The organism is Pseudomonas sp. FP2294 (assembly GCF_030687625.1).
Lineage (GTDB): Bacteria > Pseudomonadota > Gammaproteobacteria > Pseudomonadales > Pseudomonadaceae > Aquipseudomonas > Aquipseudomonas shahriarae.
The window spans coordinates 5,626,083-5,652,142 of record NZ_CP117441.1 but is presented as its reverse complement, the minus strand read 5'-3'; the positions used below and the strand labels follow the sequence as shown (position 1 = coordinate 5,652,142).

Annotated in this window: 23 protein-coding genes; 14 read left to right on the top strand and 9 right to left on the bottom strand. The window is 61.3% G+C overall.

The window, feature by feature from the left end; translation table 11 throughout:
* Positions 1-136: 136 nt before the first annotated feature.
* Complete coding sequence (locus PSH73_RS25580) at positions 137-595, top strand: Rsd/AlgQ family anti-sigma factor (RefSeq protein WP_057440472.1); 459 nt, start codon at positions 137-139, stop codon at positions 593-595.
* A 54-nt stretch (positions 596-649) separates the two neighbouring features.
* On the opposite strand, the gene PSH73_RS25575 is transcribed toward PSH73_RS25580, so the two are convergent.
* Positions 650-1,315, bottom strand: a complete 666-nt coding sequence (locus PSH73_RS25575) for an FKBP-type peptidyl-prolyl cis-trans isomerase (protein WP_057960977.1) — start codon at positions 1,313-1,315, stop codon at positions 650-652.
* A gap of 192 nt (positions 1,316-1,507) precedes the next feature.
* Between PSH73_RS25575 and PSH73_RS25570 the strand changes: the two genes are divergently transcribed.
* Positions 1,508-2,587, top strand: a complete 1,080-nt coding sequence (locus PSH73_RS25570; RefSeq protein WP_305461600.1) for an AlgP family protein — start codon at positions 1,508-1,510, stop codon at positions 2,585-2,587.
* On the opposite strand, the gene PSH73_RS25565 is transcribed toward PSH73_RS25570, so the two are convergent.
* On the bottom strand, positions 2,584-3,048 hold the full coding sequence (locus tag PSH73_RS25565) for a TIGR02444 family protein (protein WP_057960967.1): 465 nt from the start codon (positions 3,046-3,048) through the stop codon (positions 2,584-2,586). The genes PSH73_RS25570 and PSH73_RS25565 overlap by 4 nt on opposite strands.
* A gap of 50 nt (positions 3,049-3,098) precedes the next feature.
* Here PSH73_RS25565 and PSH73_RS25560 point away from each other — a divergent pair, with 50 nt between their 5' ends.
* The 3 genes from PSH73_RS25560 (at position 3,099) to PSH73_RS25550 (ending at position 6,282) form a co-directional block, all read left to right on the top strand.
* A complete protein-coding gene (locus tag PSH73_RS25560) occupies positions 3,099-5,009 on the top strand; it encodes an ATP-binding cassette domain-containing protein (protein ID WP_057960966.1) in 1,911 nt (636 codons plus the stop codon).
* Positions 5,009-5,578 (top strand): mechanosensitive ion channel family protein, encoded by a 570-nt coding sequence (locus tag PSH73_RS25555; protein WP_120734326.1) that lies wholly within the window; start codon positions 5,009-5,011, stop codon positions 5,576-5,578. The genes PSH73_RS25560 and PSH73_RS25555 overlap by 1 nt, the downstream gene beginning before the upstream one ends.
* A 71-nt stretch (positions 5,579-5,649) precedes the next feature.
* Positions 5,650-6,282 (top strand): LysE family transporter, encoded by a 633-nt coding sequence (locus tag PSH73_RS25550; protein WP_057960965.1) that lies wholly within the window; start codon positions 5,650-5,652, stop codon positions 6,280-6,282.
* A gap of 48 nt (positions 6,283-6,330) precedes the next feature.
* Here PSH73_RS25550 and PSH73_RS25545 read toward each other — a convergent pair whose 3' ends face one another.
* Genes PSH73_RS25545 through PSH73_RS25530 form a run of 4 tightly spaced genes read right to left on the bottom strand, consistent with a single transcriptional unit; the run spans position 6,331 to position 9,474 of the window.
* Positions 6,331-7,071: a hypothetical protein gene (locus tag PSH73_RS25545; protein ID WP_057440467.1), complete on the bottom strand. Its 741-nt coding sequence runs from the start codon at positions 7,069-7,071 to the stop codon at positions 6,331-6,333.
* 3 nt (positions 7,072-7,074) lie between these two features.
* Positions 7,075-7,662: a penicillin-binding protein activator LpoB gene (gene lpoB / locus PSH73_RS25540; RefSeq protein ID WP_057960964.1), complete on the bottom strand. Its 588-nt coding sequence runs from the start codon at positions 7,660-7,662 to the stop codon at positions 7,075-7,077.
* A gap of 35 nt (positions 7,663-7,697) precedes the next feature.
* Positions 7,698-8,066, bottom strand: coding sequence for a YcfL family protein (locus PSH73_RS25535; RefSeq protein ID WP_029289599.1), 369 nt, complete (start codon positions 8,064-8,066; stop codon positions 7,698-7,700).
* 10 nt (positions 8,067-8,076) lie between these two features.
* Positions 8,077-9,474, bottom strand: coding sequence for a COG3014 family protein (locus PSH73_RS25530; protein ID WP_057440465.1), 1,398 nt, complete (start codon positions 9,472-9,474; stop codon positions 8,077-8,079).
* Positions 9,475-9,777: 303 nt separating this feature from the next.
* Between PSH73_RS25530 and PSH73_RS25525 the strand changes: the two genes are divergently transcribed.
* Positions 9,778-11,676, top strand: a complete 1,899-nt coding sequence (locus PSH73_RS25525; protein ID WP_120734324.1) for an FTR1 family protein — start codon at positions 9,778-9,780, stop codon at positions 11,674-11,676.
* A 91-nt stretch (positions 11,677-11,767) separates the two neighbouring features.
* Here the strand turns inward: PSH73_RS25525 and elbB are convergent, their stop codons facing one another.
* Positions 11,768-12,433: an isoprenoid biosynthesis glyoxalase ElbB gene (gene elbB, locus PSH73_RS25520; protein WP_057440464.1), complete on the bottom strand. Its 666-nt coding sequence runs from the start codon at positions 12,431-12,433 to the stop codon at positions 11,768-11,770.
* A 114-nt stretch (positions 12,434-12,547) separates the two neighbouring features.
* Here elbB and PSH73_RS25515 point away from each other — a divergent pair, with 114 nt between their 5' ends.
* Complete coding sequence (locus PSH73_RS25515; protein ID WP_120734323.1) at positions 12,548-13,783, top strand: sterol desaturase family protein; 1,236 nt, start codon at positions 12,548-12,550, stop codon at positions 13,781-13,783.
* Here the strand turns inward: PSH73_RS25515 and PSH73_RS25510 are convergent.
* Complete coding sequence (locus PSH73_RS25510) at positions 13,764-14,408, bottom strand: DedA family protein (RefSeq protein WP_120734322.1); 645 nt, start codon at positions 14,406-14,408, stop codon at positions 13,764-13,766. The genes PSH73_RS25515 and PSH73_RS25510 overlap by 20 nt on opposite strands.
* Before the next feature lie 218 nt (positions 14,409-14,626).
* Between PSH73_RS25510 and hemB the strand changes: the two genes are divergently transcribed.
* The 3 genes from hemB (at position 14,627) to PSH73_RS25495 (ending at position 19,524) form a co-directional block, all read left to right on the top strand.
* On the top strand, positions 14,627-15,640 hold the full coding sequence (gene hemB, locus PSH73_RS25505; RefSeq protein WP_057960958.1) for a porphobilinogen synthase: 1,014 nt from the start codon (positions 14,627-14,629) through the stop codon (positions 15,638-15,640).
* Between the two features lie 18 nt (positions 15,641-15,658).
* Positions 15,659-17,881, top strand: a complete 2,223-nt coding sequence (ppk1, locus tag PSH73_RS25500) for a polyphosphate kinase 1 (protein ID WP_057960957.1) — start codon at positions 15,659-15,661, stop codon at positions 17,879-17,881.
* A gap of 140 nt (positions 17,882-18,021) precedes the next feature.
* Positions 18,022-19,524 (top strand): amidase family protein, encoded by a 1,503-nt coding sequence (locus PSH73_RS25495; protein WP_305461597.1) that lies wholly within the window; start codon positions 18,022-18,024, stop codon positions 19,522-19,524.
* Between the two features lie 3 nt (positions 19,525-19,527).
* On the opposite strand, the gene ppx is transcribed toward PSH73_RS25495, so the two are convergent.
* Positions 19,528-21,030 (bottom strand): exopolyphosphatase, encoded by a 1,503-nt coding sequence (ppx, locus tag PSH73_RS25490; RefSeq protein ID WP_170044539.1) that lies wholly within the window; start codon positions 21,028-21,030, stop codon positions 19,528-19,530.
* Positions 21,031-21,510: 480 nt separating this feature from the next.
* On the opposite strand from ppx, the gene PSH73_RS25485 reads away from it, so the two are divergent.
* From PSH73_RS25485 to PSH73_RS25470, 4 genes are all read left to right on the top strand, one after another.
* Positions 21,511-22,167, top strand: a complete 657-nt coding sequence (locus PSH73_RS25485; protein ID WP_057440460.1) for a DUF1120 domain-containing protein — start codon at positions 21,511-21,513, stop codon at positions 22,165-22,167.
* 111 nt (positions 22,168-22,278) lie between these two features.
* Positions 22,279-22,995 (top strand): fimbria/pilus chaperone family protein, encoded by a 717-nt coding sequence (locus tag PSH73_RS25480; RefSeq protein WP_115129253.1) that lies wholly within the window; start codon positions 22,279-22,281, stop codon positions 22,993-22,995.
* 7 nt (positions 22,996-23,002) lie between these two features.
* Positions 23,003-25,522, top strand: coding sequence for a fimbria/pilus outer membrane usher protein (locus tag PSH73_RS25475; RefSeq protein WP_305461594.1), 2,520 nt, complete (start codon positions 23,003-23,005; stop codon positions 25,520-25,522).
* Positions 25,512-26,057, top strand: a complete 546-nt coding sequence (locus tag PSH73_RS25470; protein ID WP_271043703.1) for a hypothetical protein — start codon at positions 25,512-25,514, stop codon at positions 26,055-26,057. The genes PSH73_RS25475 and PSH73_RS25470 overlap by 11 nt, the downstream gene beginning before the upstream one ends.
* The last annotated feature ends 3 nt before the right edge of the window (positions 26,058-26,060 follow it).

The window sequence follows — 26,060 nt, the reverse complement described above, 5'->3', positions numbered from 1 at the left end:
CCATAGTCATGCGGGCATAATCTGGCCCGCACGCGTTATTGAAACAGTTTGTTCGATGCGGCGTTGTCCGGTGCCGCTTTATCCTCGAAGTGTTGCGCGGGCAAAAGCGGCACCGCCCATAAGGGAAGAGATCATCATGTTGGAAAGTTGTCAGAATGCTCAGGAACGCTGGGGTGGTGTGCATAAGCTGATCGACAGCTGGTTGAAGGCACGTCACGAATTGGTTCGAGCCTTTGATGCTCTCGGTGAGAAGCCCGAAGCGCTGGCTGAGAACCGTGGATCTCTGCAGGACTTCTGTGGTGTCTTGGTGGATTACGTCTCGGCAGGTCACTTCGGGGTCTATGAGCAATTGACCAAGGAGGCCGAGGCCTTCGACGACCAGCGTGGCCTGGACTTGGCCGAGACTATTTACCCGCGCATTGATGTCATCACCGAAAAACTCCTGGCCTTTAACGACCTTTGCGACAAAGGCAAGTGCGTTGCCGAAAAATTCAAAGAGCTGGGCGGCCTGCTCCATGAGCGCTTCGAACTGGAAGACTGCCTGATCGAAGTGCTGCACAACGCCCACAAGGAAGAGCCTGCAACCCAGGCTTGAGCCTCAGCGGCAAGACAAAAAACGGTGCGCATGGCGCACCGTTTTTCGTTGGGTTCAGCTACCGATTGCGAGCAGCTCAATCTCGAAAACCAGTGGCGTGTAAGGCGCGATCAGCTCACCCGCACCGTCTGCGCCATAAGCTTGGGCCGATGGAATGACCAGGCGCCACTTCGCGCCAACCGGCATCTGTTGCAATGCGCTTTGCCAGCCGCTGATCACGCTGTCCAGGCGAAACCATTGGGGCTGGGCACTCTGGTCGAAAATCGTCCCATCGGGCAATCGCCCCACGTACTTCACTTGAACCCTGTCACGGGCGCCCGGCTTTTTCCCGCTGCCGGCGGCCAACTCTGTGAGCAAGATACCGTCGGCCAATTCGCGCACGCCGGCCCGGGCTTTTTCCGTGGACATGAATTGTTGCTCGGCGGCGAGGGCCTTTTCGCTTTGCGGCACTTGGGCCTCGGCGCTGGCCTGTGCTTCGTGCTGGGCAAGAATTTGTGTGATACGCGCGTCATCCAGGGCCAGGGGCTTGCCTTGATAGGCCTGCTTGAGGCCTTCGAGCAAGGCCTGGATCTGCAAGTCGGGGACTTCCTGGCGCAGGCGTTCGCCTAGGCTGGCGCCCAGGCTGTAGGCCAGATCGTGGCTGTCTTTGGACGCCGTCGGCTCACTTGCGTTGGCCACTGAAAGCGACAAACCCAGGATGAAAAAAAGGTAACGCGACATGGGTGTTCTCCAGCCGAAAGTGCGGTGGATTATGCCAGTGTGGATGGGCAAAAACCGGAGCGGTTTTTCGTTATATCAATAAGAATTTTTGTGCGGTGCAACGCAACGCATTCGATACTGTCAACATGCCCTAGCGGCGGTAAGAGCAGAGGGCTAGTATGAGCCGCACCCACGTCAGCCAGGAGGTAAACCATGTCGGCCAAACAGAAGCCTGTTAATACCCCGTTGCACTTGCTCCAACAACTCTCGGGCAGCCTGCTCGAACATTTGGAAAGTGCTTGCTCCCAAGCCTTGGCTGATGCAGAGAAATTGCTCGCCAAGCTGGAAAAACAACGCGGCAAGGCTCAAGAAAAACTGCACAAATCCCGCACTAAACTGCAAGACGCCGCGACCGCCGGCAAAGCCAAGGCGCAAACCAAAGCCAAGGGCGCCGTCAAAGAACTTGAGGACTTGCTCGATGCCCTCAAGGATCGTCAATCCGAAACCCGCACCTACATCCTTCAACTCAAGCGCGATGCCCAAGAGAGCCTGAAACTGGCGCAGGGCGTGGGTCGTGTGAAAGAAGCTGTGGCCAAAGTGTTGAGCACTCGTACACCAGCCAAGGCAGTTGCGGCCAAGGCGCCGGCCAAAGTTGCGGCCAAGCCTGCTGCTAAAAAAGCGCCTGCTAAAGCTGCTGCTGCGAAACCAGCCGCCAAGCCAGTTGCTAAAACTGCTGCTGCAAAACCAGCCGCCAAGCCTGCTGCTAAAACTGCTGCTGCAAAACCAGCCGCCAAGCCTGCTGCTAAAACTGCTGCTGCAAAACCAGCCGCCAAGCCTGCTGCTAAAACTGCTGCTGCGAAACCAGCCGCCAAGCCTGCTGCTAAAGCTGCTGCTGCGAAACCAGCCGCCAAGCCTGCTGCTAAAACTGCTGCTGCGAAACCAGCCGCCAAGCCAGCTGCTAAAGCTGCTGCTGCGAAACCAGCCGCCAAGCCAGCTGCTAAAACTGCTGCTGCGAAACCAGCCGCCAAGCCAGCTGCTAAAACTGCTGCTGCGAAACCAGCCGCCAAGCCAGTTGCTAAAACTGCTGCTGCAAAGCCAGCTGCCAAACCTGCTGCTGCAAAACCAGCAGCCAAGCCGGTTGCCAAACCTGCGGCTGCCAAACCCGCGCCAGCTCCAGCAGCTGCCAAGCCAGCGACTCCTGCCGCACCGGCAGCGCCAGCCGCTACCACTGCACCGGCCAGCAGCACGCCTGCCCCGGTAGCACCAGGCACCACCCCAACCAGCGCTTCCTAAGTGCCGGTGGCCGCGGCGCGCAGCTGAAGCAGCGCGTCGTGGTCAAGGTTGGCGGCTTCGGTCGCCAGTCCTTCAAGCCATGTCTGATGCGTGGCGCGTTCTCCCGTTGGCCAAGCCTGTGCCAGCGCTTCCAGACGTAACAGCAACTGCTGTTCGGCTTCCAGTTCCAGGGCCTTGACCCGCTCGCGCAACGTTCCCAGCCCCACATCCTGCTGCGCTATGGCGCGCCATTGCTTGCGCACCCTGCGCAAGGGCTCCACAACGTCTGCCTGCCAGGGACCGGCGATTGCTCGCAGCGCCTGCACGCGTCCAGGTTCAAGGGCCACCCCGCGCTGTTCCAGCCACAGCCCGCACAACAACAGACACACATCCGCCCCTTGCTCCTGCAAGCGCAGGCAGGCATCTTCAGCGCCCGTACGGGCGTAGGTCGAGAGGGCAAAGCTCCACAGGTCAGCGCACATGTTCACACCCAAGCCAGCGGCCAACGAAGCTGGTAGACTCCGCCGCCATTATGATCCGACTTCAAAGCCTAACATTACAGCGTGGCCCGCAACGTCTTCTCGAAGACGCCGAGCTGACCCTGCACGCCGGTCACAAAGCCGGCCTGATCGGTGCCAATGGCGCCGGCAAATCCACGTTGTTCGCCCTGTTGCTCGGTGAGCTGACCCCTGATTCCGGGGACTGCCTGCTGCCAGCCGACTGGCGTATCGCCCACATGCGCCAGGAGATCGACACCCTGGACCGCATCGCGATCGACTACGTGCTCGATGGCGACCTGCGTCTGCGTCAGGTGCAACACGACCTGGCCGAGGCCGAGAAAGCCCAGGACGGTGCCGCCCAGGCCCGCCTGCACTCGGAACTCGACAGTGCCGACGGCTACACCGCCGACGCCCGCGCGCGCAAAATGCTCGCCGGCCTCGGGTTCACCAACGAACAGATGGACCGCCCGGTTGCCGACTTCTCCGGTGGCTGGCGCATGCGCCTGAACCTGGCCCAGGCGCTGATGTGCCCCTCGGACCTGTTGCTGCTCGACGAACCGACCAACCACCTGGATCTGGATGCAATCCTGTGGCTGGAGGATTTCCTCAAGAGTTACCCAGGCACGTTGCTGCTGATCTCCCACGACCGGGATTTCCTCGACGCCGTGGTCGATAACATCGCCCATGTCGAACAGAAGAAAATCACCCTCTATCGCGGCGGCTACACCGCGTTCGAGCGGGCCCGTGCCGAACGCCTGGCCCAGCAACAGCAGGCCTTCGAGAAGCAGCAGGCGCAACGTGCGCATATGGAAAGCTACATCGCCCGGTTCAAGGCCCAGGCCACCAAGGCCCGTCAGGCCCAGAGCCGGATCAAGGCCCTGGAGCGCATGGAAGAGCTGTCGGCGGCCCACGTCGATTCGCCGTTCGACTTTGTGTTCCGCGAGTCAGTGAAAATCTCTAGCCCCTTGCTCGACCTCTCGGATGCCCGCCTGGGTTATGGCGACAAGACCATCCTGGAGAAGGTCAAGCTGCAGCTCACCCCGGGCGCGCGCATCGGCTTGCTCGGCCCCAACGGCGCGGGCAAGTCGACGCTGATCAAGAACCTGTCGGGCGAGCTGCAACCCCTGGCCGGACGCCTGACCCGTGGCGAGAACCTGGTGGTGGGCTACTTCGCCCAGCATCAATTGGACTCCCTCGACGCCAAGGCCAGCCCGCTGTTGCACCTGCAACGCCTGGCGCCGACCGAGCGCGAACAGACCCTGCGCGACTTCCTTGGCGGTTTCGACTTCCGTGGTGCGCGCATCGACGAGCCGGTGCTGAATTTCTCCGGCGGCGAAAAAGCCCGCCTGGCCCTGGCCCTGATCGCCTGGGACCGTCCCAACCTGCTGCTGCTCGACGAACCGACCAACCACCTGGACCTGGAAATGCGCCTGGCGCTGACCATGGCCCTGCAGGAATTCAGTGGCGCTGTGCTGGTGGTGTCTCACGACCGCCACTTGCTCAAGAGCACCACCGACAACTTCCTGCTGGTGGCCGATGGCAAGGTCGAAGAGTTTGATGGCGACCTGGACGACTACGCCCGTTGGTTGACCGACTACCGTCTGCGCAACGCGCCGGTCAGCAACACCCCGGTCAACCCGGACAAGACCGACAAAAAAGCCCAGCGCCAGGCTGCTGCGGCCCTGCGCCAGCAGTTGGCACCGCACAAACGCGAAGCCGACAAGCTTGAAGCCGAATTGGGCAAGGTCCACGAACGCCTGGCCAAGATCGAAACCAGCCTCGGCGACAGCGCGGTGTACGAAGCGGCCCGCAAGGATGAGCTGCGCGACCTGCTGGCCGAACAGGCCAAGCTCAAGGTGCGCGAAGGGCAACTGGAGGAGACCTGGATGGAAGCCCTCGAACTGCTGGAAGGCCTGCAAGCGGAGTTGGAGGCGCTGTCCTGATGGAAGCCTTGCAGCTGCCACTGCCGGCGCAATGGATCGAACCGATGTGGGTCGGTGTGCAAATCCTGCTGATCCTGCTGGCCGGTTACCTGGCCCAGCGCTTCGTCGCCAAGGGCCTGACGCGCCTGGGTGAGCGCTATCCGTTTCCGCCGCAACTGCTGATGCCCCTGCGTGGTGGCCTGCGTTGGCTGATCATGGGCAGTGCGCTGATCTTCGTCCTCGAACGCCTGGGGGTCTCGGCCACCGTGCTGTGGACCGCGCTCTCGGGTTTTGTGGCCGTCGCGGCGGTAGCGTTCTTTGCCATGTGGTCGGTGCTGTCCAACCTGCTGTGCGCGATCCTGATCTTCACCGTCGGGCCGTTTCGCCTGGGTGATGTGGTCGAGCTGGTGGACACCGTCGACAAGCCCGGCGTCAAAGGCCGGGTGATCGCGATCAACCTGCTGTACACCACGCTGATCGAAGTGGCCGAAGCGGGCACCGACAGCGCCGTGGTGCAAGTACCCAACAGCCTGTTCTTCCAGCGCTCGGTACGCCGCTGGCGCGGTAGCGATATCAGCCCTTTACCTTAAAAATTCTCTAGCCAGCCCTCGGTCCTTGGCGTTAGCTTAGTGCTGACAACGAATTTGCTACGAGGTGTGTAATGGCGCTCGACACATGGCTGGCCTTCTTCCTGGCCAGTTGGATCATCAGTCTCTCCCCCGGCGCGGGCGCCATCGCCTCCATGTCCAGCGGCCTGCAATATGGTTTCCTGCGCGGTTACTGGAACGCCATTGGCCTGCAATTGGGCCTGGCGATGCAGATTGCCGTGGTGGCGGGCGGCCTGGGCGCCGTTCTGGCGACGTCCTCAACCGCGTTCTATGCGATCAAATGGTTTGGCGTGGCGTACCTGGTGTACCTGGCCGTCAAGCAATGGCGCGCCCTGCCCATGGACATGAGCGATGACGGGCCAGTCCGCCCGATCGGCAAGCCGCTGGCGATGATGTTCCGTGGTTTCCTGGTCAATGCCAGCAACCCCAAGGCTCTGGTGTTCATGCTGGCGGTGCTGCCGCAGTTCGTGAACCCACAGGCGCCGCTGCTGATTCAGTACCTGATCCTCGGTGCGACCATGATTGGCGTGGATATGATCGTGATGGCGGGCTACACCGGGCTGGCGTCGAAGGTGCTGCGCCTGTTGCGCACGCCCAAGCAGCAGAAACGCGTGAACCGCACTTTTGCCGGGTTGTTCGTGGGCGCTGCGGGTTTCCTCGCCAGCCTGCATCGCGCCACGGCCTGACTGAACAAGTCCAATCAAAACTGTGGGAGCTAGCCGAGCCATTGAGCTTCAGTGCAGGATTTTCGGCGCCTCATCCCTTGGCAGGTTGTTGCGCAATGCCGGCTGCCCAGGCTCCTGGTAGCCACCGCCCAGTTGCTCCTGCAGCTGGCGCGCCACATCTTCACCCAAGGTTTTCGACACTTCCTTCACCACCCGTGGCCGGCTCAGGCTGACGCGCACGTCGCGACTGTTCACCAGCTTGGTGTCCTGGCCCTCACCCATGGCGGTAAACGCCGAGGTGATTTCATAGGTGCGGGTGTTGATCAGGCTGAAGTCCGCCACGACCGCCAGTCCCAGCACCGCTGAATAGCTGTTGGTGCGATCCAGGGCGTTGATGTCCTGGGTGAAGTCGATATCCGACAAAGTACCAAACAGCACATAGTCGGCGCCCTTGAAGTGGCCGGCCTTGATCCGCTTGATCACGTCGTACACATCGCCCTTGGCCTCGCTGGTGTAGGGCGTGCCCTGGACCAACTGGAACTGGCGCGACTTGAGAATCTCCCCCTTGATATCGCCGCTGAATTTACGCAGCTCACTCTGTTCGATGTAGCTGTTGCGGCTCTCGAACTCGGTGTAGCTGGACGCACCGCTGGCGTTGTACGGGCTGGCCTGGAAGTTATTGGTCGCCGCGACGGCGTGGATGTATTCCTCCACCCGCGCCTCGTAGGCCAGGTCCGTCACCGCGATTTTCGGCGCCGCCCAGGCGCCAACGCTGCACAGCAGGGCGATGATGCCGATCCATGGACGCATGGCTTAGCGCTCCGTGGTCTTGCGGATTTCTTTTTCGTCCATCCATTCCGCCAGGCCGCTTTCGACGTCGATCAACTGCAGGCTGAACTTGTAGAACACGTCCTTGTAGTCGGCGCTGCGCTTGACGATGGAGCTGATGGAGCCTTCCAGGCGGTACTTGGCGGCAACCATGTTGCCGGTCTTGCTGACCGTGGATTTCTTGTACAGGCCGCTCTGGTTTTGCAGCTTGAGCTGGTCGACCTGGCTTTGCATATCGGTGTTGTCGCTGGCGAAGCGGGCGGTGCCGGTCTTCATCAGTTGGGTCTTGATCGAGGTGGTGATCTCGCGGGTGTCGATGTACTCGCTGGTCTTGTTCTTCACGTCATACACCTGCACCACCGGGCGGCCCTGGAGGATGCCGGACTGCGCCAGGGAGCGGGTCATGCTTTCGGCGATCATCTGCAGGTCGGTGGAACCGAACTCGTTGGTCACCAGTTCCACGGCCTTGGTGTCGCCGTAGCTGATATTTTTACCGCCGATGACCGGCGAGGTGTTGGCGCAGCCGCTGGCCAGGACGGCGACTACGGCGAGGAACGAAAAGCGTACAAACATGGGAATGTCTCTCGAAAACTGAATAGGGGGCTGGCTCAAGGCGTCTTGACTTCAAGGCGGAAGTCGGCGGCCTGGGGCAGGTTGGCGATGGCCGGCAGGAAGGTGGCCTGGTTGGCGTAGAGGTTCAGCACTTTCCAGGTTTCTTCGTCACCCACCGGGAAGCCATCGGCGCCCAGCCAGGCGAAGCGGTAATACATCATCTGGTTGCTGCTGGTGATGTTGCTCAGTTGCACCTTGGCCGTCAGGAAGCCGTTCTCGCGGGCTACCCGAATGGCGCCGACGGCGATGCCCTTGAACTTGCCCATCACCACGACTTTGCTCGCGGCGCTGCCTGGTTCCGGCGGCGGGGTGGCGCAACCGGCGAGGAAGATCAGCGCCAGGGCGCCGAGGATGAAATGACGCATAGCGTGCTCCTTAAGGTTGTTTGAGGCTGGCGACGGCCTGGGCCGGGTTGCTCGCGACCACATGGGCGGCCACGCCGCTGGTGAAGACCTGGTTGCCGACCACTCGCAAAGTGATCACCTGATGGCGTTGTTCGGCCTTGACCGTCACCAGGGTGCCGCCCAAGGCATTGGGCAGGCTCACCTGGTGCTCACCGTGCTTGAGGCGCAGGCGCGTGACCTGGGTCAGGTCCGGCAGGGTGCGCCAGGTGCGGGTATCGGCGCCTTCGGTGACGGCGGACGCGATGCCCAGCACCAGGCCGGCCATCGGGTTGGTCTGGTTGAGGTTTTTTTGCGTCACGCCGCGGCTGATGGCGCGCACGGTGGTACGCAGGATGATCCCCGGCATGTCGTCGCGCAGGGCGCGGCGCGACATTGCAGTGGTGCTGTTGAGGGGCGTGAGGTTCTGCTGCCGACCATCGACGCCGATCTGCGCAAAGGTGGCCGTCGAAGTGTCTGGCTTGATCACCGGGAACGACAGCGGTGTGATCACCCAATGCCCGTCGATAGGGATCGGCAACGGCAGGCGGATCGAGTCGCGGGCCGGCGCCAGGCCGCTCTGCACTACGATCAGCACGTCGCTTTCGTCAGCTGCCACGCGGGAGGCATCCAGGTCGAGCAGGGCCTGTTCCAGCAACGGTGTATTGGGGCGCAGTTCGGCGGCTTTGCGGTAGCCCGGCGCGGCCAGGTCCTTTTCGCCCAGGGCTTCGTAGATGAAACCGGCCAGGTAATGACTGAACGCGCTCTGGTAGCTGTTCTTCAGGCCCACCACGTCCGGCGCATCGAGACTTTCCACCGGATAGCCGCGCAGATCCTTGAACTGCGTGGCCACGCCCTGGCGCTCGGCTTCGTTTTCGCGCTTGAGGTATTCCTTGTCCCGCAGTTCGGCGATCACCGCTTCGCGTTCGTGGGTTTTCTTGATTTCGGTGCGCGCGCCGTCGAAGTCATTGACGGCCAGCAGGTTCAACGCCATCTGGGTGGTGAGCATGACTTTTTCATAGTCATACCCTTCGTAGCGCCGCACCTTGTCGTTGACCAGGAAGCTACCGAATTGCGCGAGATAGCGCTCGGTGTCGAACCTGACCGACTCTTCCCACTTGTACACCACCAGGTCTGCCCGGTGCCAAGCCGCCTGGCTGCCGGTCAGATCGCCCTTGGCCCGCAGCAACTCGCCTTTTTCGAAGTAGTAGAGAAGGTCTTTGTCTTCGCTGCTGTTGTTCTTCTCCAGCAGGGTCAGCGCGCCATCGACATTGCCGCTGGCCAACTGCTGGTTGGTGGCTTGCAGTTCAGTGTCGTAGCTGCGGAACATCGAACAGCCCGACAGCAGCGTGAGTGCCGCGAGGGCAAGGGAGGTAAAGACGCGAGATGCCATTGAGGTGCTGCTTCCCTGAGCGTAATCGGCCGAAGGGGCTGGTCGGGCCAAATAACCAAGTGCAGGAAAAACCTTTTCCCACACATCCCTCATAAAAAGAGGAGCCTAAATGCCGTTTCGCGATAACGAAGGCGGCGCATTATAGGCCTCGTTACTGGCAAAACAATGGCTTTTCCGCTGCTTTATTTGAGGGTTGGCCCCTACCTGAGCGAGTCATTTCAGCGGCCAAAGCACTAACGTCTTGAGTCAAACCGATTAACATTCGACAATGTGTTACTTCTTGTTTCCATTTGGGATTCATTCATGACTGCCCCCTCCCGTTTTCTCGCCTGGCTGTTGCTGCCGGCGTTGGTGTCGTGCAGCTTCAATCTGCTGGCTGCTACCGCAGAGGGTGCGCCCCAGGCCCTGCATTTACTGGACTACATTGGCGCTGACTATCCGCCGACGGTGGAGGCGGGCAAGGTGGTCGACGACTCCGAATACCGCGAACAGGTGGAGTTTCTCGGCGTGTTGCAGGGGCTGGTGGTAGAGCTGCCCGACAAGCCCGAGCGTGCGAGCCTGGTCAAAGGCGTCGATGAGCTGCTGGCCGCTGTCACTAACCGCCAGGATGGCAACGCGGTAGCGCGCCAGGCGCGTCAACTGGGTGCGCAACTGGCGGCCGCCTATGAGGTCAGCCAGGCGCCGGCCATTACCCCGGACCCTACGCGCGGTGCGCCGCTGTACGCCCAGCACTGTTCGGTGTGCCACGGTGACGCCGGTGCGGGCGATGGCCCGGCCGGTGTCGGTATGGCCCCACCGCCGGCCAACCTGCGCGATGCCCAGCGTCTGGACCGTCTGAGCCTCTACGGTATCTACAACACCCTGGGCCTGGGCGTCGAAGGCACCGACATGCCGTCGTTCGCCGACCAGTTGGATGACCGGCAGCGCTGGGACCTGGCCACCTATATCGCCGGCTTTACTGCCGACCCGGCCGCCGCGAAAAGCGAAAAATCCTTCAACCTGGCCGACCTGGCACGCCAGACCCCGGAAGAAGTGCTGGCCGCCGAGGGGCCGGACGCGGTCCGGGTGTTCCGCGCCCAGCGCGCCCAGCCGCCCCAGGTCCAGCGTGGCCCGGCGCAGTTGCTGGAGTACACCGCTGCCACCCTGGACAAGAGCCTGGCAGCGTTCCGCAGCGGTGAGCACGAACAGGCCTACGACCTGTCGGTAGCGGCGTACCTGGAAGGCTTCGAGCTGGTGGAAAGCTCCCTGGACAACGTCGATGCCAACGTGCGCAAGGACACCGAGAAAGCCCTGATGGCGTATCGGCAGTCGTTGCAGGATGGTTTGCCGATCGAGCAGGTCCAGCAGCGCCTGGACGTGGCCAAGGGCAAACTCACTGAAGCGGCCGGCCTGTTGGGCGGCGACGGCCTGAGCTGGTCGTTGAGCTACATCTCGGGCTTGCTGATTCTGCTGCGTGAAGGGTTGGAAGCGATTCTGGTGCTGGCGGCAATCCTGGCCTTTTTGCGTAACACCGGCCAGCAATCGGCGGTGCGCAGTGTCAACGTCGGTTGGGCCCTGGCGTTGGTCGCCGGTGCGGCGACCTGGGCCCTGGCGGCGTATGTGATTGACGTCAGCGGCGCCCAGCGTGAACTGCTCGAAGGCTGTACGGCGCTGTTTGCCAGCGTGATGGTGCTGTGGCTCGGGGTGTGGATGCACGACCGACGCCACGCGGCCGCCTGGCAGGACTACATCAAGAGCAGCCTGGTCGGCGGTGGTGGGCGTTTTGGGTTTGCGGTCCTGGCGTTCTTCTCGGTGTACCGCGAACTGTTCGAAGTGATCCTGTTCTACGAAACCCTGTGGCTGCAAGCCGGTCCTGCCGGGCATAACGCGGTACTGGCCGGTGGCGCCACGGCGCTGGTGCTGTTGATGGGCTTGGCGTGGATCATCCTGCGCGGCTCGGCGAAGCTGCCGTTGGCGCTGTTCTTCGGGATTAACGCGGCGTTGCTGTGCGCGCTGTCGGTGGTATTTGCCGGGCATGGCGTGAAGGCGTTGCAGGAAGCGGGCATCTTCGGCACCCGGCCGGTGGCGTTCTTTGACTTCGACTGGCTGGGCATCCATGCCGATGCGTATTCGTTGAGTGCCCAGGCCGTGGCGATCATTGCGATTGTGGTGCTGTACAGCCGCAGCCGGTTGGCCGATAAGCGCCGGGTGGCGGCTTCCTGAAGGTACTGGCGGTCAAGTTGTGGGAGCTGGCTTGTGTGGACGCTGGCTCCCACACAAGCCAGCTCCCACATTTTTAATCGGTGTCGCCCATTCAGTCGCTCTCGTGGGTCAGCTCCAGCACCCGGTCCACCAGCTTGTTGATCCCCGATGCCACTTCGCTGATGTTTTTGCCCAGCATATAGGCCGGCGTGCTCACCAGCTTGCGCGCCTTGTCTTCGACGATTTCGTCTACCGCGCATTCCTGGTGGGTGGCACCCATCTTGTCCAGGGCGGCCGCGGTGTCGGCGTCGTTGCCGATGGTGCAGGTCACGCCAGGGCCGTAGATTTTTGCCGCCAGGGCCGGCGAGATGCAGATCAGCCCCACGGGCTTGCCTGCTTCGGCAAAGGCTTCGGCCAGTGCCAGTACGTCCGGGTTGACGCTGCAACCGGCGCCTTCGATGGCAAAGTTCGACAGGTTCTTCGCCGCGCCAAAACCGCCGGGCACGACCAGCGCATCGAACTCTTCCACGCGGGCCTCGCGAATGTCTTTCACCTCGCCTCGGGCGATGCGCGCCGACTCCACCAATACATTGCGCGACTCGGGCATTTCTTCGCCCGTGAGGTGATTGATCACATGCAGCTGCGCGATGTCCGGGGCAAAGCACTGAACCTGAGCGCCGCGCTGATCCAGGCGCAGCAGCGTGATAACACTTTCATGGATTTCAGCGCCGTCGTACACGCCACAGCCGGAAAGGATCACTGCAATCTTTTTGCTCATGGGCATTTCTCCTGATTTATGGCGTTAAATGTCTACTTATTTGTCTCGCATTGCCATTGGGATATCCGGTCACTGGCCTAACCTTGATGTAACAATAATTGACCGGACTGGCCCATGGACTTCGTCCCTTACGCGGTACCGTTTTTCATTGCCTTGATTGTGGTCGAACTGTTGGCTGACCGTTGGCGCGGCGAGCGCAACTACCGGGTGGCTGACGCCATCAACAGCTTGAGCACCGGTGTATTGTCCACCACCACTGGGCTGCTGACCAAAGGCGTGGGCCTGCTGACCTACGCCTTCGCCCTCAAGCATTTGGCACTGTTCGAGCTGCCAACCCAGAGCGCCTGGACCTGGGTGTTCGCCTTTGTCCTCTACGACTTCTGCTACTACTGGCTGCATCGCTGCGGCCACGAGCGCAATATTCTGTGGGCGGCGCACTCGGTGCATCACCAGAGCGAGGACTATAACCTCACCACCGCCTTGCGCCAGACCAGCACGGGCTTTTTGCTGAGCTGGATCTTCTATCTGCCACTGGCTGTCGTCGGCGTGCCGCTGCTGGTGTTTATCAGCGTGGCGTCGCTCAACCTGTTGTATCAATTCTGGGTGCATACCCGCCATGTGCCCAAGCTCGGTTGGTTCGAGTGGTTTTTCGTCACCCCGTCCAATCATCGGGCCCACCATGCACAGAACGCTCTCTACATGGATCGCAACTACGGCGGGGTGTTCATTATTTGGGACCGTTTGTTTGGCTCGTTCCAGGAAGAAGACGAAAACGAGCCGGTGATCTTTGGCGTGACCACGCCTCTGGCCAGTTGGAATCCGCTGTGGGCCAACCTGCAGTTCTATGCCCAGCTGTGGAGTGATGCCCGGCGTACCGAAAGTGGGTGGGACAAACTGCGCATCTGGTTCATGCGCACCGGCTGGCGCCCGGCGGACGTCAAGGCCAAGTACCCACTGGCCAAGCCGGACTTGAGCCAGTTCCGTAAATTCGAGGTGCCCCTGGACGCGCGCCAGCAGATTTACATCGCCCTGCAATTTGCCGCGTATGTGGGGTTGGGCAGCTATTTGATGAATGTTGGCGAAGGCATGCCGACGGCTGCGCTGGTGCTGGGTTGGAGTGTGATGGCACTGGGACTGTTTACCCTGGGCGTGGCCCTGGAAAATCGCCCGTGGGCCTTGAAGGCCGAGTTGCTGCGGTTGGGGCTGAATGTGCCGCTGGTGTGGCTGGCGCCGCTGGTCGGGTTGTGGCCGGCCAGTGCGTTGGGCTGGCCGGGGCTTGCCAGCTATAGCCTGCTCAGTGTCATCGGCCTCTACTGTTGCAGGGGCCGGCTTACTCGATGGGTGTCGTAGGCTCGGGCTTTTTCAGCTCGGCCAGTTGCTCCTGCGCCAGCCGGGCTTTTTCGGTCGCGCAGTTTTCCCGGGTCAGGCGGGCGTTGCGGATGCGCCGGCGCAGCCACAAGCCCAGGCCGAGTACCAGCAAGGCACCCAACACCCACAGCTCATATTTCTTGACGCTGCCCAGCATACCTTCGAGCACAGCGCCGAAGTGGTAGGCCGCCGCGCCCAGTGCTGCTGCCCAGATCGCCGCGCCGATACCGTTGAGAAACAAGTAGCGCCCCGGCGGGTAGCCGGACAGGCCAATGGCCACGGGCATGACCGTGCGCAGGCCATAGACGAAGCGGAAACTCAGAACCCAGATATCGGGGTGTCGGCGGATATGCTCCAATGCCCGATCGCCCAGCAGTTGCCAGCGTGGCCTGCGCGCCAACAATTTGCGCCCATGCTTGCGGCCCATGAAGTACCAGAGCTGGTCGCCGGCGTAGCTGCCGAAGAACGCCACCACCACCACCACGTTGATATCCATGTATCCGCGGAACGCAAGGAAGCCTGCGAGAACCAGGATGGTCTCACCTTCAAAGAACGTCCCCAGGAAGAGGGCAAAGTAGCCAAAGTCATTCAGAAATTGTTGGAGCATTGTCTGGGTGCTGGCGAAATGAACGCGCAGCCTACGCCTTCGTGAACATTCATGAAAGTATCGAGATGTGTCACGAAGTGAACATTTCCTACGGAAAGCATGAATGCGACTACAGGTCACATGCCGGTCGTATGAGTAAGCACAACTGTCATTCCTTCGTCATAATGGCCGCTTATAACTGTCACGCTCGCCCGTCAAGTCGGGCTCAGGAGTCTGCCGTGAGCTTTACCCCCGCCCAACGCCTGTTTCCCGCTACCCGCCTGCGCCGCAACCGTCGTGATGATTTTTCCCGTCGTCTGGTGCGTGAAAACGTCCTGACGGTGAATGATCTGATCCTGCCGGTGTTTGTGCTCGACGGTGAAAATCGTCGGGAAGCGGTGGCGTCGATGCCGGGTGTCGAGCGTTTGACCATTGATCTGCTGCTGCAAGAGGCGGCGCAGTGGGTTGAACTGGGGATCCCGGCGCTGGCGCTGTTCCCGGTCACACCCGCCGGGCTCAAGTCCCTGGACGCCGCCGAGGCCTGGAACCCCGAAGGCATTGCCCAGCGTGCGACCCGCGCCCTGCGCGAGCGTTTCCCGGAGCTTGGGGTGATTACCGACGTGGCGCTGGACCCGTTTACCACCCACGGGCAGGATGGCATCCTGGATGAAGAAGGCTATGTGCAGAACGACATCACCGTCGACGCACTGGTCAAGCAGGCGCTGTCCCATGCCGCTGCAGGCGCCCAGGTGGTGGCCCCGTCAGACATGATGGACGGCCGGATCCAGGCGATCCGCGAGGCGTTGGAACTGGCCGGGCACGTCAATGTGCGGATCATGGCCTATTCAGCCAAGTACGCCAGCGCCTACTACGGCCCGTTCCGCGATGCGGTCGGCTCGGCGTTGAACCTGGGCAAGGCCAACAAGGCCTCGTACCAGATGGACCCGGCCAATAGCCACGAAGCCCTGCACGAAGTGGCGGCGGACCTGGCTGAAGGCGCTGATATGGTGATGGTCAAGCCCGGTATGCCGTACCTGGACATCCTTTATCGGGTCAAGGAGGAATTCAAGGTGCCGACCTTTGTCTATCAGGTCAGTGGTGAATACGCCATGCACATGGCTGCGATTCAAAATGGCTGGTTGAGTGAAGGCGTCATCCTGGAATCCCTTACCGCCTTTAAACGTGCGGGTGCCGATGGCATCCTGACTTACTTTGCCGCCCGTGCCGCCCAATTGCTTAGAGAGCAACAATAGCCCTCACAGGAACACTCGATGAATACCGAAGGACTCACAGAAGTTGCCGTAAAAGATGCGCACCCGGTAGTTGAACAGGTCGCCGAAACCCCGCCGGAGCTTGCGCCTGAGCAGCCTGCCGTGGTCGCGGAGCCGGTGGTGGCGGCACCGCCTATCGTGATTCCGAACCTGGATGACAGCAGCCTGTACATCCATCGCGAGCTGTCGCAACTGCAATTCAATATCCGCGTGTTGGAACAGGCGCTGGATGAGTCCTACCCGTTGCTGGAGCGTTTGAAGTTCCTGCTGATCTTCTCCAGCAACCTGGACGAGTTCTTCGAGATTCGTGTCGCCGGCCTCAAGAAACAGATCACCTTTGCCCGTGAACAGGCCGGCGCCGACGGCCTGCAGCCGCACCAGGCCCTGGCGCGCATCAGCGAGCTGGTGCATGGCCATGTGGATCGCCAATACGCCATCCTCAACGACATCCTGCTGCCGGAGCTGGAAAAGCACCAAGTGCGCTTCATCCGTCGCCGCAACTGGACCGTCAAGCTCAAGACCTGGGTCCGTCGCTATTTCCGTGACGAGATCGCGCCGATCATCACCCCGATTGGCCTGGACCCGACGCACCCGTTCCCGCTGCTGGTGAACAAGAGCCTGAACTTTATCGTCGAGCTCGAAGGGATCGATGCCTTCGGCCGTGATTCGGGCCTGGCGATCATCCCCGCACCGCGCCTGTTGCCACGCATCATCAAGGTACCGGAAGAGGTCGGGGGGGCTGGCGATAACTATGTATTCCTTTCGTCGATGATCCACGCCCACGCCGATGACCTGTTCCAGGGCATGAAGGTCAAGGGTTGCTACCAGTTCCGCCTGACCCGAAACGCTGACCTGGCGGTAGACACCGAAGACGTCGAAGACCTGGCCCGCGCCCTGCGTGGCGAGCTGTTCTCGCGGCGCTACGGTGACGCGGTGCGCCTGGAAGTGGCGGATACCTGCCCCAAACATTTGTCGGACTACCTGCTCAAGCAATTCAACCTGGCCGAGACCGAGCTGTACCAGGTCAACGGCCCGGTGAACCTGACGCGCCTGTTCAGCATCACCAGCCTGGACAGCCATCCGGAGCTGCAATACACGCCGTTCACCCCGCAGATTCCGAAACTGCTGCAAAACAGCGAAAACATCTTCAGCGTGGTCAGCAAGCAAGACATTCTGCTGCTGCACCCGTTCGAGTCGTTCACCCCGGTGGTCGATCTGTTGCGCCAGGCCGCCAAGGACCCCCATGTCCTGGCCGTGCGCCAGACCCTCTACCGCAGCGGTGCCAACTCGGAAATCGTCGATGCGCTGGTGGACGCCGCGCGTAACGGCAAGGAAGTCACGGTGGTGATCGAGCTGCGTGCGCGGTTCGACGAAGAGTCCAACCTGCAACTGGCCAGCCGCCTGCAAGCGGCCGGTGCAGTAGTGATCTACGGCGTGGTGGGCTTCAAGACCCACGCCAAGATGATGCTGATCCTGCGCCGCGAGGCCGGTGAGATCGTGCGTTACGCGCACCTGGGCACCGGTAACTATCACGCCGGCAACGCCAAGCTCTACACCGACTACAGCTTGCTGACTTCCGACGACGCGCTGTGCGAAGACGTCGGCAAACTGTTCAGCCAGTTGATCGGCATGGGCAAGACGCTGCGCATGAAAAAGCTGCTGCATGCGCCGTTCACCCTGAAGAAGGGCATGCTCGACATGATTGCCCGCGAGACCCAGTTCGCCCTCGACGGCAAGCCGGCGCACATCATCGCCAAGTTCAACTCGCTGACCGATCCGAAGATCATCCGCGCGCTGTACAAGGCCAGCCAGTCCGGCGTGCGTATCGACCTGGTGGTGCGTGGCATGTGCTGCCTGCGCCCGGGCATTGCCGGGGTGTCCCACAATATCCACGTGCGTTCGATCATCGGCCGCTTCCTGGAGCACACGCGGGTGTTCTACTTCCTCAATGGCGGTGAAGAGCAGATGTTCCTCTCCAGCGCCGACTGGATGGAGCGCAACCTCGACAAGCGTGTGGAGACCTGCTTCCCGGTGGAAGGCAAGAAGCTGATCATGCGGGTCAAGAAAGAGTTGGAGAGTTATCTGACCGATAACACCCACAGCTGGAGCCTGCAGTCCGATGGGCGCTACGTGCGCAACACCCCGACGGGCAACCAGAACCCGCGCAGTGCCCAGGCCACGTTGCTGGAGCGGTTGGGCAGCCCGTTGCTGGCGGTTCGCTGATATCGACTAGACCTACATCCCTCACTGGGAAATCGGACAGGACCGTCAGATTTCCCAGGTTGGGGATCCCATGCTCCCGTTCCTAGACTGACCTTGGGCTATCAGACGATAGCCTGTACAGGGCAGTTAAGGAGTTTTCGATGGTGGGATCAGGCATAGGTATCGGGTTCGCAACCGCGGGGCTATTCGAGGCGCTGGCCTTGCCGCCGGAGGGCTACCGCAGTGCACAGGCCATGTCGTCCGATATGGCTGGGGCGGTAGCCACTTCAGAGTCCCTGGTGCGGGACTCATTAAAAAGTATTGCCAACATCGATCAGGGTCTGCAGGGCGGCAATGCCTTTGTGCAGGTTAACCCCGATGCGCGTGAACAGGCTCGGGCGCGTGACCGGGAGCGAGCCAGCGGTACCGTGCGCGGTTTTTTGCACGGCGTGCCGATTGCCCTGAAAGATGTCTTCGAAACCAGTGGGAAAATGCACACCAGTGCCGGTTCCCGTGCGCTGGTCGGCTCACCGACGAGCAAAAACGCCAAGGTTGTGGATAACTTGCTCAAGGCCGGGGCCGTGATCGTGGGCAAGACCAATATGAGCGAACTGTCCAACTTCCGCTCCAGCGTGCCGGTGGATGGCTGGAGCTCCCGTGGTGGGCAAACGCTTAACCCCCATCGGCTGGGAGGGCAGGTGGCAGGGTCCAGTTCGGGATCGGCGGTGGCGGTCGCCCAGGGGCTTGTGCCGCTGGCATTGGGCATCGAGACCAATGGCTCGGTGATTGCCCCGGCGGCCTACAACGGCGTGGTCGGTTTGAAAACCACAGCCGGGCTGGTGAGTACCGAAGGGGTGATGACCAGTTCAAAACTGGACGCGGTGGGCACCTTTACGCGCAACGTGCGCGATGCTGGCGAAGCGCTCAATGCCATGACCGAAACAACGGCCTACACCGCCGGGCTCACACCGGATGCCTTGCAGGGCAAGCGCATTGGCTACACGCCGCTGCCGGTGCTGTCGCCTGAAGACGCCAGGGCCCCGGCCCTGCGTGCGGACCGGAAGCACTTCGAAGACGCGATCGCGATGCTCGGGGCCAAGGGGGCAGTCATGGTGCCGATAGGCAGGCTGGACGCGGGTGTCTCACGTGAGGCTTACGATCAATACAGTGACGCGCTGCTGGCCGGGATCAAGCAAAACCTGGACAGCTACCTGGCCGCCCGGGAAGGGCTGCCAGTGAAGTCGCTGGCTGAACTGATTGCCTTCAACGAGCGCGACAAGCAAGCCGGGGAACCGGACCAGGCGTTGCTGGAGCACATCAACAGCCTGGACGTGACGGATGAGCAGCGCGAGCAACTGTGGGCGGCCGTTCTGCCGATTTTCAAAGGCACCCTCGACAAGCCGCTGAGCGAACACCGCCTCGATGCCATCGTGTCGAACTTTCGCGCCGACAGTTACTACTTTGCCGCCGCCGCCGGTTACCCCGGCATCTCGGTGCCCTCGGGCATGGATGATGAGGGTATGCCGACCGCGCTGCACTTTTACGGTACGGGCAACAGTGAAGCCACACTGCTCGCGGTCGCCTATGGTTATGAACAGGCCACGCAGGCTATCCGTGAGCCGGCGTTCCTGCCGGGGGCGCCGGTGTCGTCCGAGAGCGTCTAGGGGTTAGTGCACATTCAGGCTGAAGCCCACTCGCGTCAGCCACTCGGCTTCCTGGGCGAAATCCGCCTGGGTCAGTTGGTTCTCATCCAGCCAGCCTTTAGGGAACACCACATCCAGGCTGTCGCCGTTGGCGCGCAGGGTGACTTGCGGCATCTGCTGAGTGCCGCGAATGTGGTGGAACAGGATCGCAAAGCGCAGCAGGGCACACAGGCGAATCAGCTTGATGCCCTCGGCGCCGAACTCGGCGAACTTGTCCCTGGGGATGTTACGGCGATGGCCGCGCACCAGCAGCGCCAGCATCTGCTGGTCCTCGCGGGAAAACCCTGCCAGGTCGGAGTGCTCGATCAGGTACGCGCCGTGTTTGTGGTAATGGTAGTGGGCGATATCCAGCCCTACTTCATGGACCTTGGCGGCCCAGCCCAGCAGTTCACGCCAGACCCCGTCTTCCAGTTCCCAATCTGCAGCGACCTGGTCGAAGGCATGCAACGCTTTGCGCTCGACCCGCGCCGCCTGTTCCAGGTCGACGTGGTAACGCTCCATCAGCGAGCCCAGGGTGCGTTCGCGCACGTCTTCGTGGTGATGGCGACCCAGCAGGTCGTAGAGCACGCCTTCACGCAGGGCGCCATCGCAATGGTCCATGCGTTGCAGTTCGAGGGCGTCGAAGATGGCTTCGAGGATTGCCAGGCCTGCAGGGAAGATGGTCCGGCGGTCGGGCTTGATGCCGTCGAAGTCGATTTTTTCGGCATCCCCGAGCTTGAACAGTTTGCGCTTGAGCCAGGCCAGGCCTTCGGCATTCACCTCACCGGTGCCATGGCCGCCGGCCTTCAGGGCCAGGCCGATGGCGCGGATAGTGCCGGATGAGCCGATGGCTTCATCCCAGGTCAGGCGGTGCAGGGCGTGTTCGATGCTCATGATCTCCAGCCGCGCCGCCGTGTACGCCTGGGCGTAGCGGGCCGGGGTGATCTTGCCGTCCTTGAAATAGCGCTGGGTGTAGCTGACGCAGCCCATTTGCAGGCTTTCGCGCAGCAACGGCTCGAAGCGCTGGCCGATGATGAACTCGGTGCTGCCGCCGCCAATGTCGGCCACCAGGCGCTTACCGGGGGTATCGGCCAGGGTGTGGGAGACGCCGAGGTAGATCAGGCGTGCTTCTTCACGGCCGGAAATCACTTCTACCGGGTGCCCGAGGATCTCCTCGGCACGGCGGATGAATTCGCCGCGGTTACGCGCTTCGCGCAACGCGTTGGTGCCGACGATGCGCACGGCGCCCTGGGGCATGCCGTTGATCAGTTGGGCAAAACGCTTGAGGCAATCGAGCCCGCGCTGCATGGATTCTTCGTTGAGCTTGCGCTCGTCGTCGATTCCGGCAGCCAGTTGTACCTTTTCGCCGAGCCGCTCAAGGATGCGGATCTCACCGTTCTGGGCCTTGGCCACGACCATGTGAAAGCTGTTGGAGCCCAGGTCGATGGCGGCGATCAGGGACAGATTCTTGGCTTGGGATTGCGGCATGGGTAGGGGATCTCGGTCGATAACCTCGCCATCGTGCCACGATCAAACGCTGACGCCAACGCGTAGTGCGCAGAGGAGTTCTCCTACGGAGGTTCGGGACACAGGTTTGTAGGGAATGTAGGGGGGCTCCATTGGTTCCTTGTAATTATTCCGTAGGATCTATGGGAAACAGTAGAATTTCAAAATTTGGAAACTTCTCTTGATTTAACCTACATCTTAAGATCAGTTATACCCATTGGTTATTTGTTTGGTACTACTCTTGAGTTGGGTTAAGGCGACGATTGTTTTTTATTGTTCTGACAGTAATCAGGGTATTGTCTTATTCTTTAGTGGGGTGCATGCGGGAGAGACTGTCACTCGGCAATTCTGCCTTGGTGTTATTTATTTACAGCTCATTTGTCACGGATGGCGGGATGTTGGGCAATGCAATTGCCCGGGTAGGAATAAAGGCACCTGATAACTTCTAGTGACAGGTTCAGCATGAAAAAAATATCTGGTTTGGTAATGGGTGTTGTCTGTTTGGCCGCAAGCGTGGTTGCACACGCCGATACAAGTGGTTCGGGGAACTTGAGGGTCATTGGTACTATCAAGCCAGCGCCCTGCACGGTCAGTATCAGCAGCGGCGTCATTGATTATGGTCAGATCAGTGCAGCTTCTATCTTGCCAAATGCTTTCAACCCCTTGCAGGAGAAAACCCTGCCGCTGTCCGTGAACTGCGGCACCGCGGCTACGCAGATGGCGCTGTCGGTATCTGACACGCAGGCGGCCAGCACCGTTGCGGGTATCCTGGGAACCGGCTTCGCTGAATCCCAGAACTTTGGCCTGGGTGCGGTGGATGGCCGGCGTACCGGTGGCTATTCGGTCAGGCTTTCGAACCTGTCCAGCGCCGGTGCCAGCCTGCTACCGCTCAAAAGGACCAGCTCTGTCGCAGCCTGGATGTATAGCGCCGATGGCCGGGTCGACAAGTTCCCGTACCAGCACTCCTGGAGCCGCACCACCAGCCCGGTTCCAGCACTGGTCAACGTTGTCAGCGGCACGATCAACGTCAAGGCCGTCATCAACCGGGGCAGCGCCCTGGACCTGAGCAAGGATGTTCCTTTGAACGGCCTTGCCACCTTAGTCGTTACTCGTATCTAAACAGGTAGTAAATCCGCACTGCAGTCGTAACTGGCTGTTGCGACTGCGTGCGGGCTGCTTACAGTCCTGGGTGTATTGACGGTCTCTTAAATTGTGTGTGGGTAGAACTTGATGAGTTTTCTTTTCAATACAGTTGCTGCCCTGCTAGGGGGCGTAAGTCTTTCTCTGCTACTACATGGCAACGTACTGGCTGACGGTATGGAGCCTGAAACATCTGTTGTAATTCTTTATGAAGAAAATGGCGAAGCGACTATTAATGTCAAGAATACCGATGCCGGTCCGGCTTTATTACATTCGGTCATTCAAAATCTTGCTGAAGATCCGGAACCATTATTGATTGTTACGCCGCCAATTGCGCGCGTGGAACCTGGCGAAACACAACTAGTGCGCTTTATCGCAACCCTCAAGGAACCACTCAAGACTCAACGCTTGAAGCGGGTCACTTTTGAAGGGATTCCCCAGGCCAGGGCCGAAGGGCGTGCGACCATTGGTATCACCATTCGCCAGGACCTGCCGCTGATCCTGCACCCCCAGGGTTTGCCGCGGCTTGAAGATCCCTGGAAGTTGCTCAAGTGGACCCTGCAAGGCAATCGCCTGGCCGTGCAGAACGACAGTGCCTACGTTGTCCGCTTGGGTTTACAGGTGCAGCTGCTGCCGGCCAAGCGCCCGGCAATACTGTCGCGCACCTATGTGCTGCCTGGCGAAACGCTTTGGACCACGGTCGAGGGCAATGTCGCAGGGGTCAATGCCGTTGAGATTCAACCGGCGACGGTCTACGGCTATTCGACCTCCGTCTACCAGGCTCCCGTTGTTGTCGAGGCGGGTTGATCGAGCTATGAGAACTGTCGATAAAGCCGGTTGTTTCAATCAGTCCGCATCGTTCTTCCGGGCCCCGGGCTCCCTGGCGTATGGCTCGGGCATTGTCATCGGGCTGGCCTCACTGTGCAGCGGGCCTGCCCATGCCTTGGAGCTGGGAGAGGGGTTTGATCTTGCCGTTCTCTCTGCGAACGGTATTGACCCGAAGGTTGCCCATTATTTTCGCAGTGCGGCGCGCTTTCGCGAGGGCGTCCATGTGGTCGGGTTGAGGGTCAACGGCAACCCACTGGGCTTGGTGGAAGCGCGTTTCGACTATGAAGGGCAGCTGTGTTTCACCCCCGGCCTGCTGGAAAAGGCCGGGCTGCGCGTCCCGGCGACCGTCACTCGGCAGGGCATCGCGCGCGATCAGGCGTGCCATGATTTTGTCGGTGAGTACCCGGCGACCCTTGTGCGGCTGAGCCCTGGCAGCGATGAAGTCTCCCTGGTGGTGCCCACCCAGTCGATGCGCGAGTTTGAATGGGGCGGGGGCAATGCTTCCCAGGGTGGCATGGCGGCCTTGTTCAATTACGACGTGCAGGGTTTTGAGGATCGTTTCAACAGTGGCTCTTCCCGCTCCGTCTCCGCCTATACCGAGGCGGGGTTCAACCTGGGCAACTGGATTGTGCGCAGTCGCCAGTTTTATATCTCCGATAATGGCAAGGCCAGCAGCGAGCATGTGAACGCCTACGCCCAGCGCGATTTCGCGGGCCTGCGCTCGACCTTCCAGGTGGGTCAGATCTCCAGCAACAACCCGGTGTTCGGCGGGCTGCAGCTCTCCGGCCTGCAACTGTTCCCAGATGGGCAGTCGCGCGCGGCCGGCGGCAGCGCGGTGGTGGTCGAAGGGCTGGCTCGCAGCCCGTCCAGGGTGGAGGTGCGCCAGTCAGGGGTGTTGATCCATACCACCCTGGTACCGGAAGGCCCTTTTTCCCTGACTGACCTGCCGTTACTCAATGGCACCAGCGACCTGGAGGTGAACGTGATTGGCACCCGTGGCGGTGGGCACAGCTTCAGGGTACCTGCGGCGTCCTTTGGCGCGAGTGTGCCGGTGGTGCCGGGCTACTTCTTTTCCATGGGCAAGGTGCGGGGCGCAACGCTGGGCGAGCGGGAGCCCCCGGTGGTGGCGATGGCCAGTGGTACCTGGGGCCTTGGGCGCAGTTCTTCACTGGGCTTTGGCCTATTGAGCACTGACGAGTACCAGGCTGCGGGCGGAACATGGAGCAGCGTTTTTTTCCAGCGGCTGGCAGTGGGCGGGCGTCACAACCTGTCTCGCGATGGTTCAGGCAATGTCAGCGGCGCTCGCAGCTCCATTTCATTGAGTAGCCCGCTGTCTGCCAGCCTTGAGGCCAACCTCAGTGCTACACGCCAGACACGGGGGTATCGCGAAGTCACGGAAGCCGGGCTGTCGAGCGCCCGCGACGACCTGGACGCGCGCTTCAAGAACCAATACACCCTGGGCCTGAGCTGGGCTGACCCGCTGTTGGGTGGCTTCTCCATCAGCTACTCGCACAGTGCGCAATTTGACGGGCAATCGGCTGAACATGTCTTTGCCTCCTGGAACCGAGACTTCAGTGGCACCCAGGTGTCGTTGATCGCCGACTCCCGGGTGGGTGGGGCTCGACCGCGCAAGGAGCGGAATATCCGCCGCCACGAGCGCAATGATGCTCTCGAGACAGGGCTGTCGCTGCGGTTGCAAGTCACCATGCCATTTGGCGGCGAACGTCGTGTCACTTCCTATGCCAGCCGGCGCGGGGGCGAGGTGGAGTTCGGCAGTGCGTTCAGTGATCGGGTGAACGACTATGTGAATTATGAGGTGGGTGTTTCCCGGGAGCAGGCGAGTGGTGATCAGTCGGTTCAAGGCCGGGTAAATGCCATACCGCGTTACACCCAGGTTGGCTTGGGCATGCGTCGCGACTCTTTCAGTACCAGCTACACCGGGCAATTGCAGGGTGGCGTGGTGGCCCATGAACGCGGTGTGACGTTCTCGCCCTACGCCGTCCAGGACACCTTTGGCATCGTCTCGGTGGGCGATGTTGGCGCGGTCAAGGTCGCGACCCCCCAGGGCCCGGTCTGGACCGATTATCGCGGGCAGGCGGTGATCGCCGGTTTGCCGGCCTACCTCAACAGTAACGTTGAGGTGCAGACCCGCTCCCTGCCCAAGCGTGTCGACCTGAAAAACGGCACCAAGGCACTCACGGCGGGTCGTGGATCCTTCAATACCGTTGATTTCGAGGTGGTGAAAGTGCGCCGCCTGCTGCTGGAAGTGCGTGACGAGCAAGGGCGCCCCTTGCCTCAAGGGGCCTCGGTATTCGGCCCGGACAATGCCTTCCTGACCAGCGTGGTGGGTGAGGGCATGGTGTTCCTGAACAATCTGGACGAGTCGCAAACCCTGAGCGTCTCCCTGCCGGATTCAACCTCCTGTGTATTGCAACTCAACCCTGAGCCAGAAACCGATGACGACAAACTCTACGAAACAGGTTCGGCAGTCTGCCGTGCGCAGTGAATCCCTGAACCGCCTTGGGCCTGGCCTCGCTCTGTGCAGCGTGCTGCTGTGGGCGGGGCTGATGCCGGGGGAAGCGCTGGCGGGTGAATGCCGTATGTCCTTGAGCCAGCCCCGGGTCGACTACGGTTTGATCCGCAGCGCGGAGCGGGCGGGAGACCAGTTGGCCCTGGGGAAACGCACGTTGCAACTGAACATCGCCTGTGCCGAGTCGGCACCCATGGCCCTGCGTTTCACGGGGGTGTCTGCCGGGTCGAAAGGCTTTCGGTTCGGCCGTCAAGGCTATTTCACCTTGAGCCTGCAGCATCCTCAGGTGGATGGGCAGGCGGTGGAGTTGCGGGTGTCGGGAGAGCCGCCAAGCGGACAGTTGTTGCCCGGCCAGACGCTGGTCGCACGGGCAGGCGGCGCCCCGATACACGGGCGCCGATTTACAGCGCTGGTGAATATCGAGACCTTTGTGCCAGCGGTCGGGCTGGCAGTGCGTGACGAAACGGCCTTCGAGGGGCAGGGCAGTTTCGAATGGGTACCCGGCGCCTGAAGC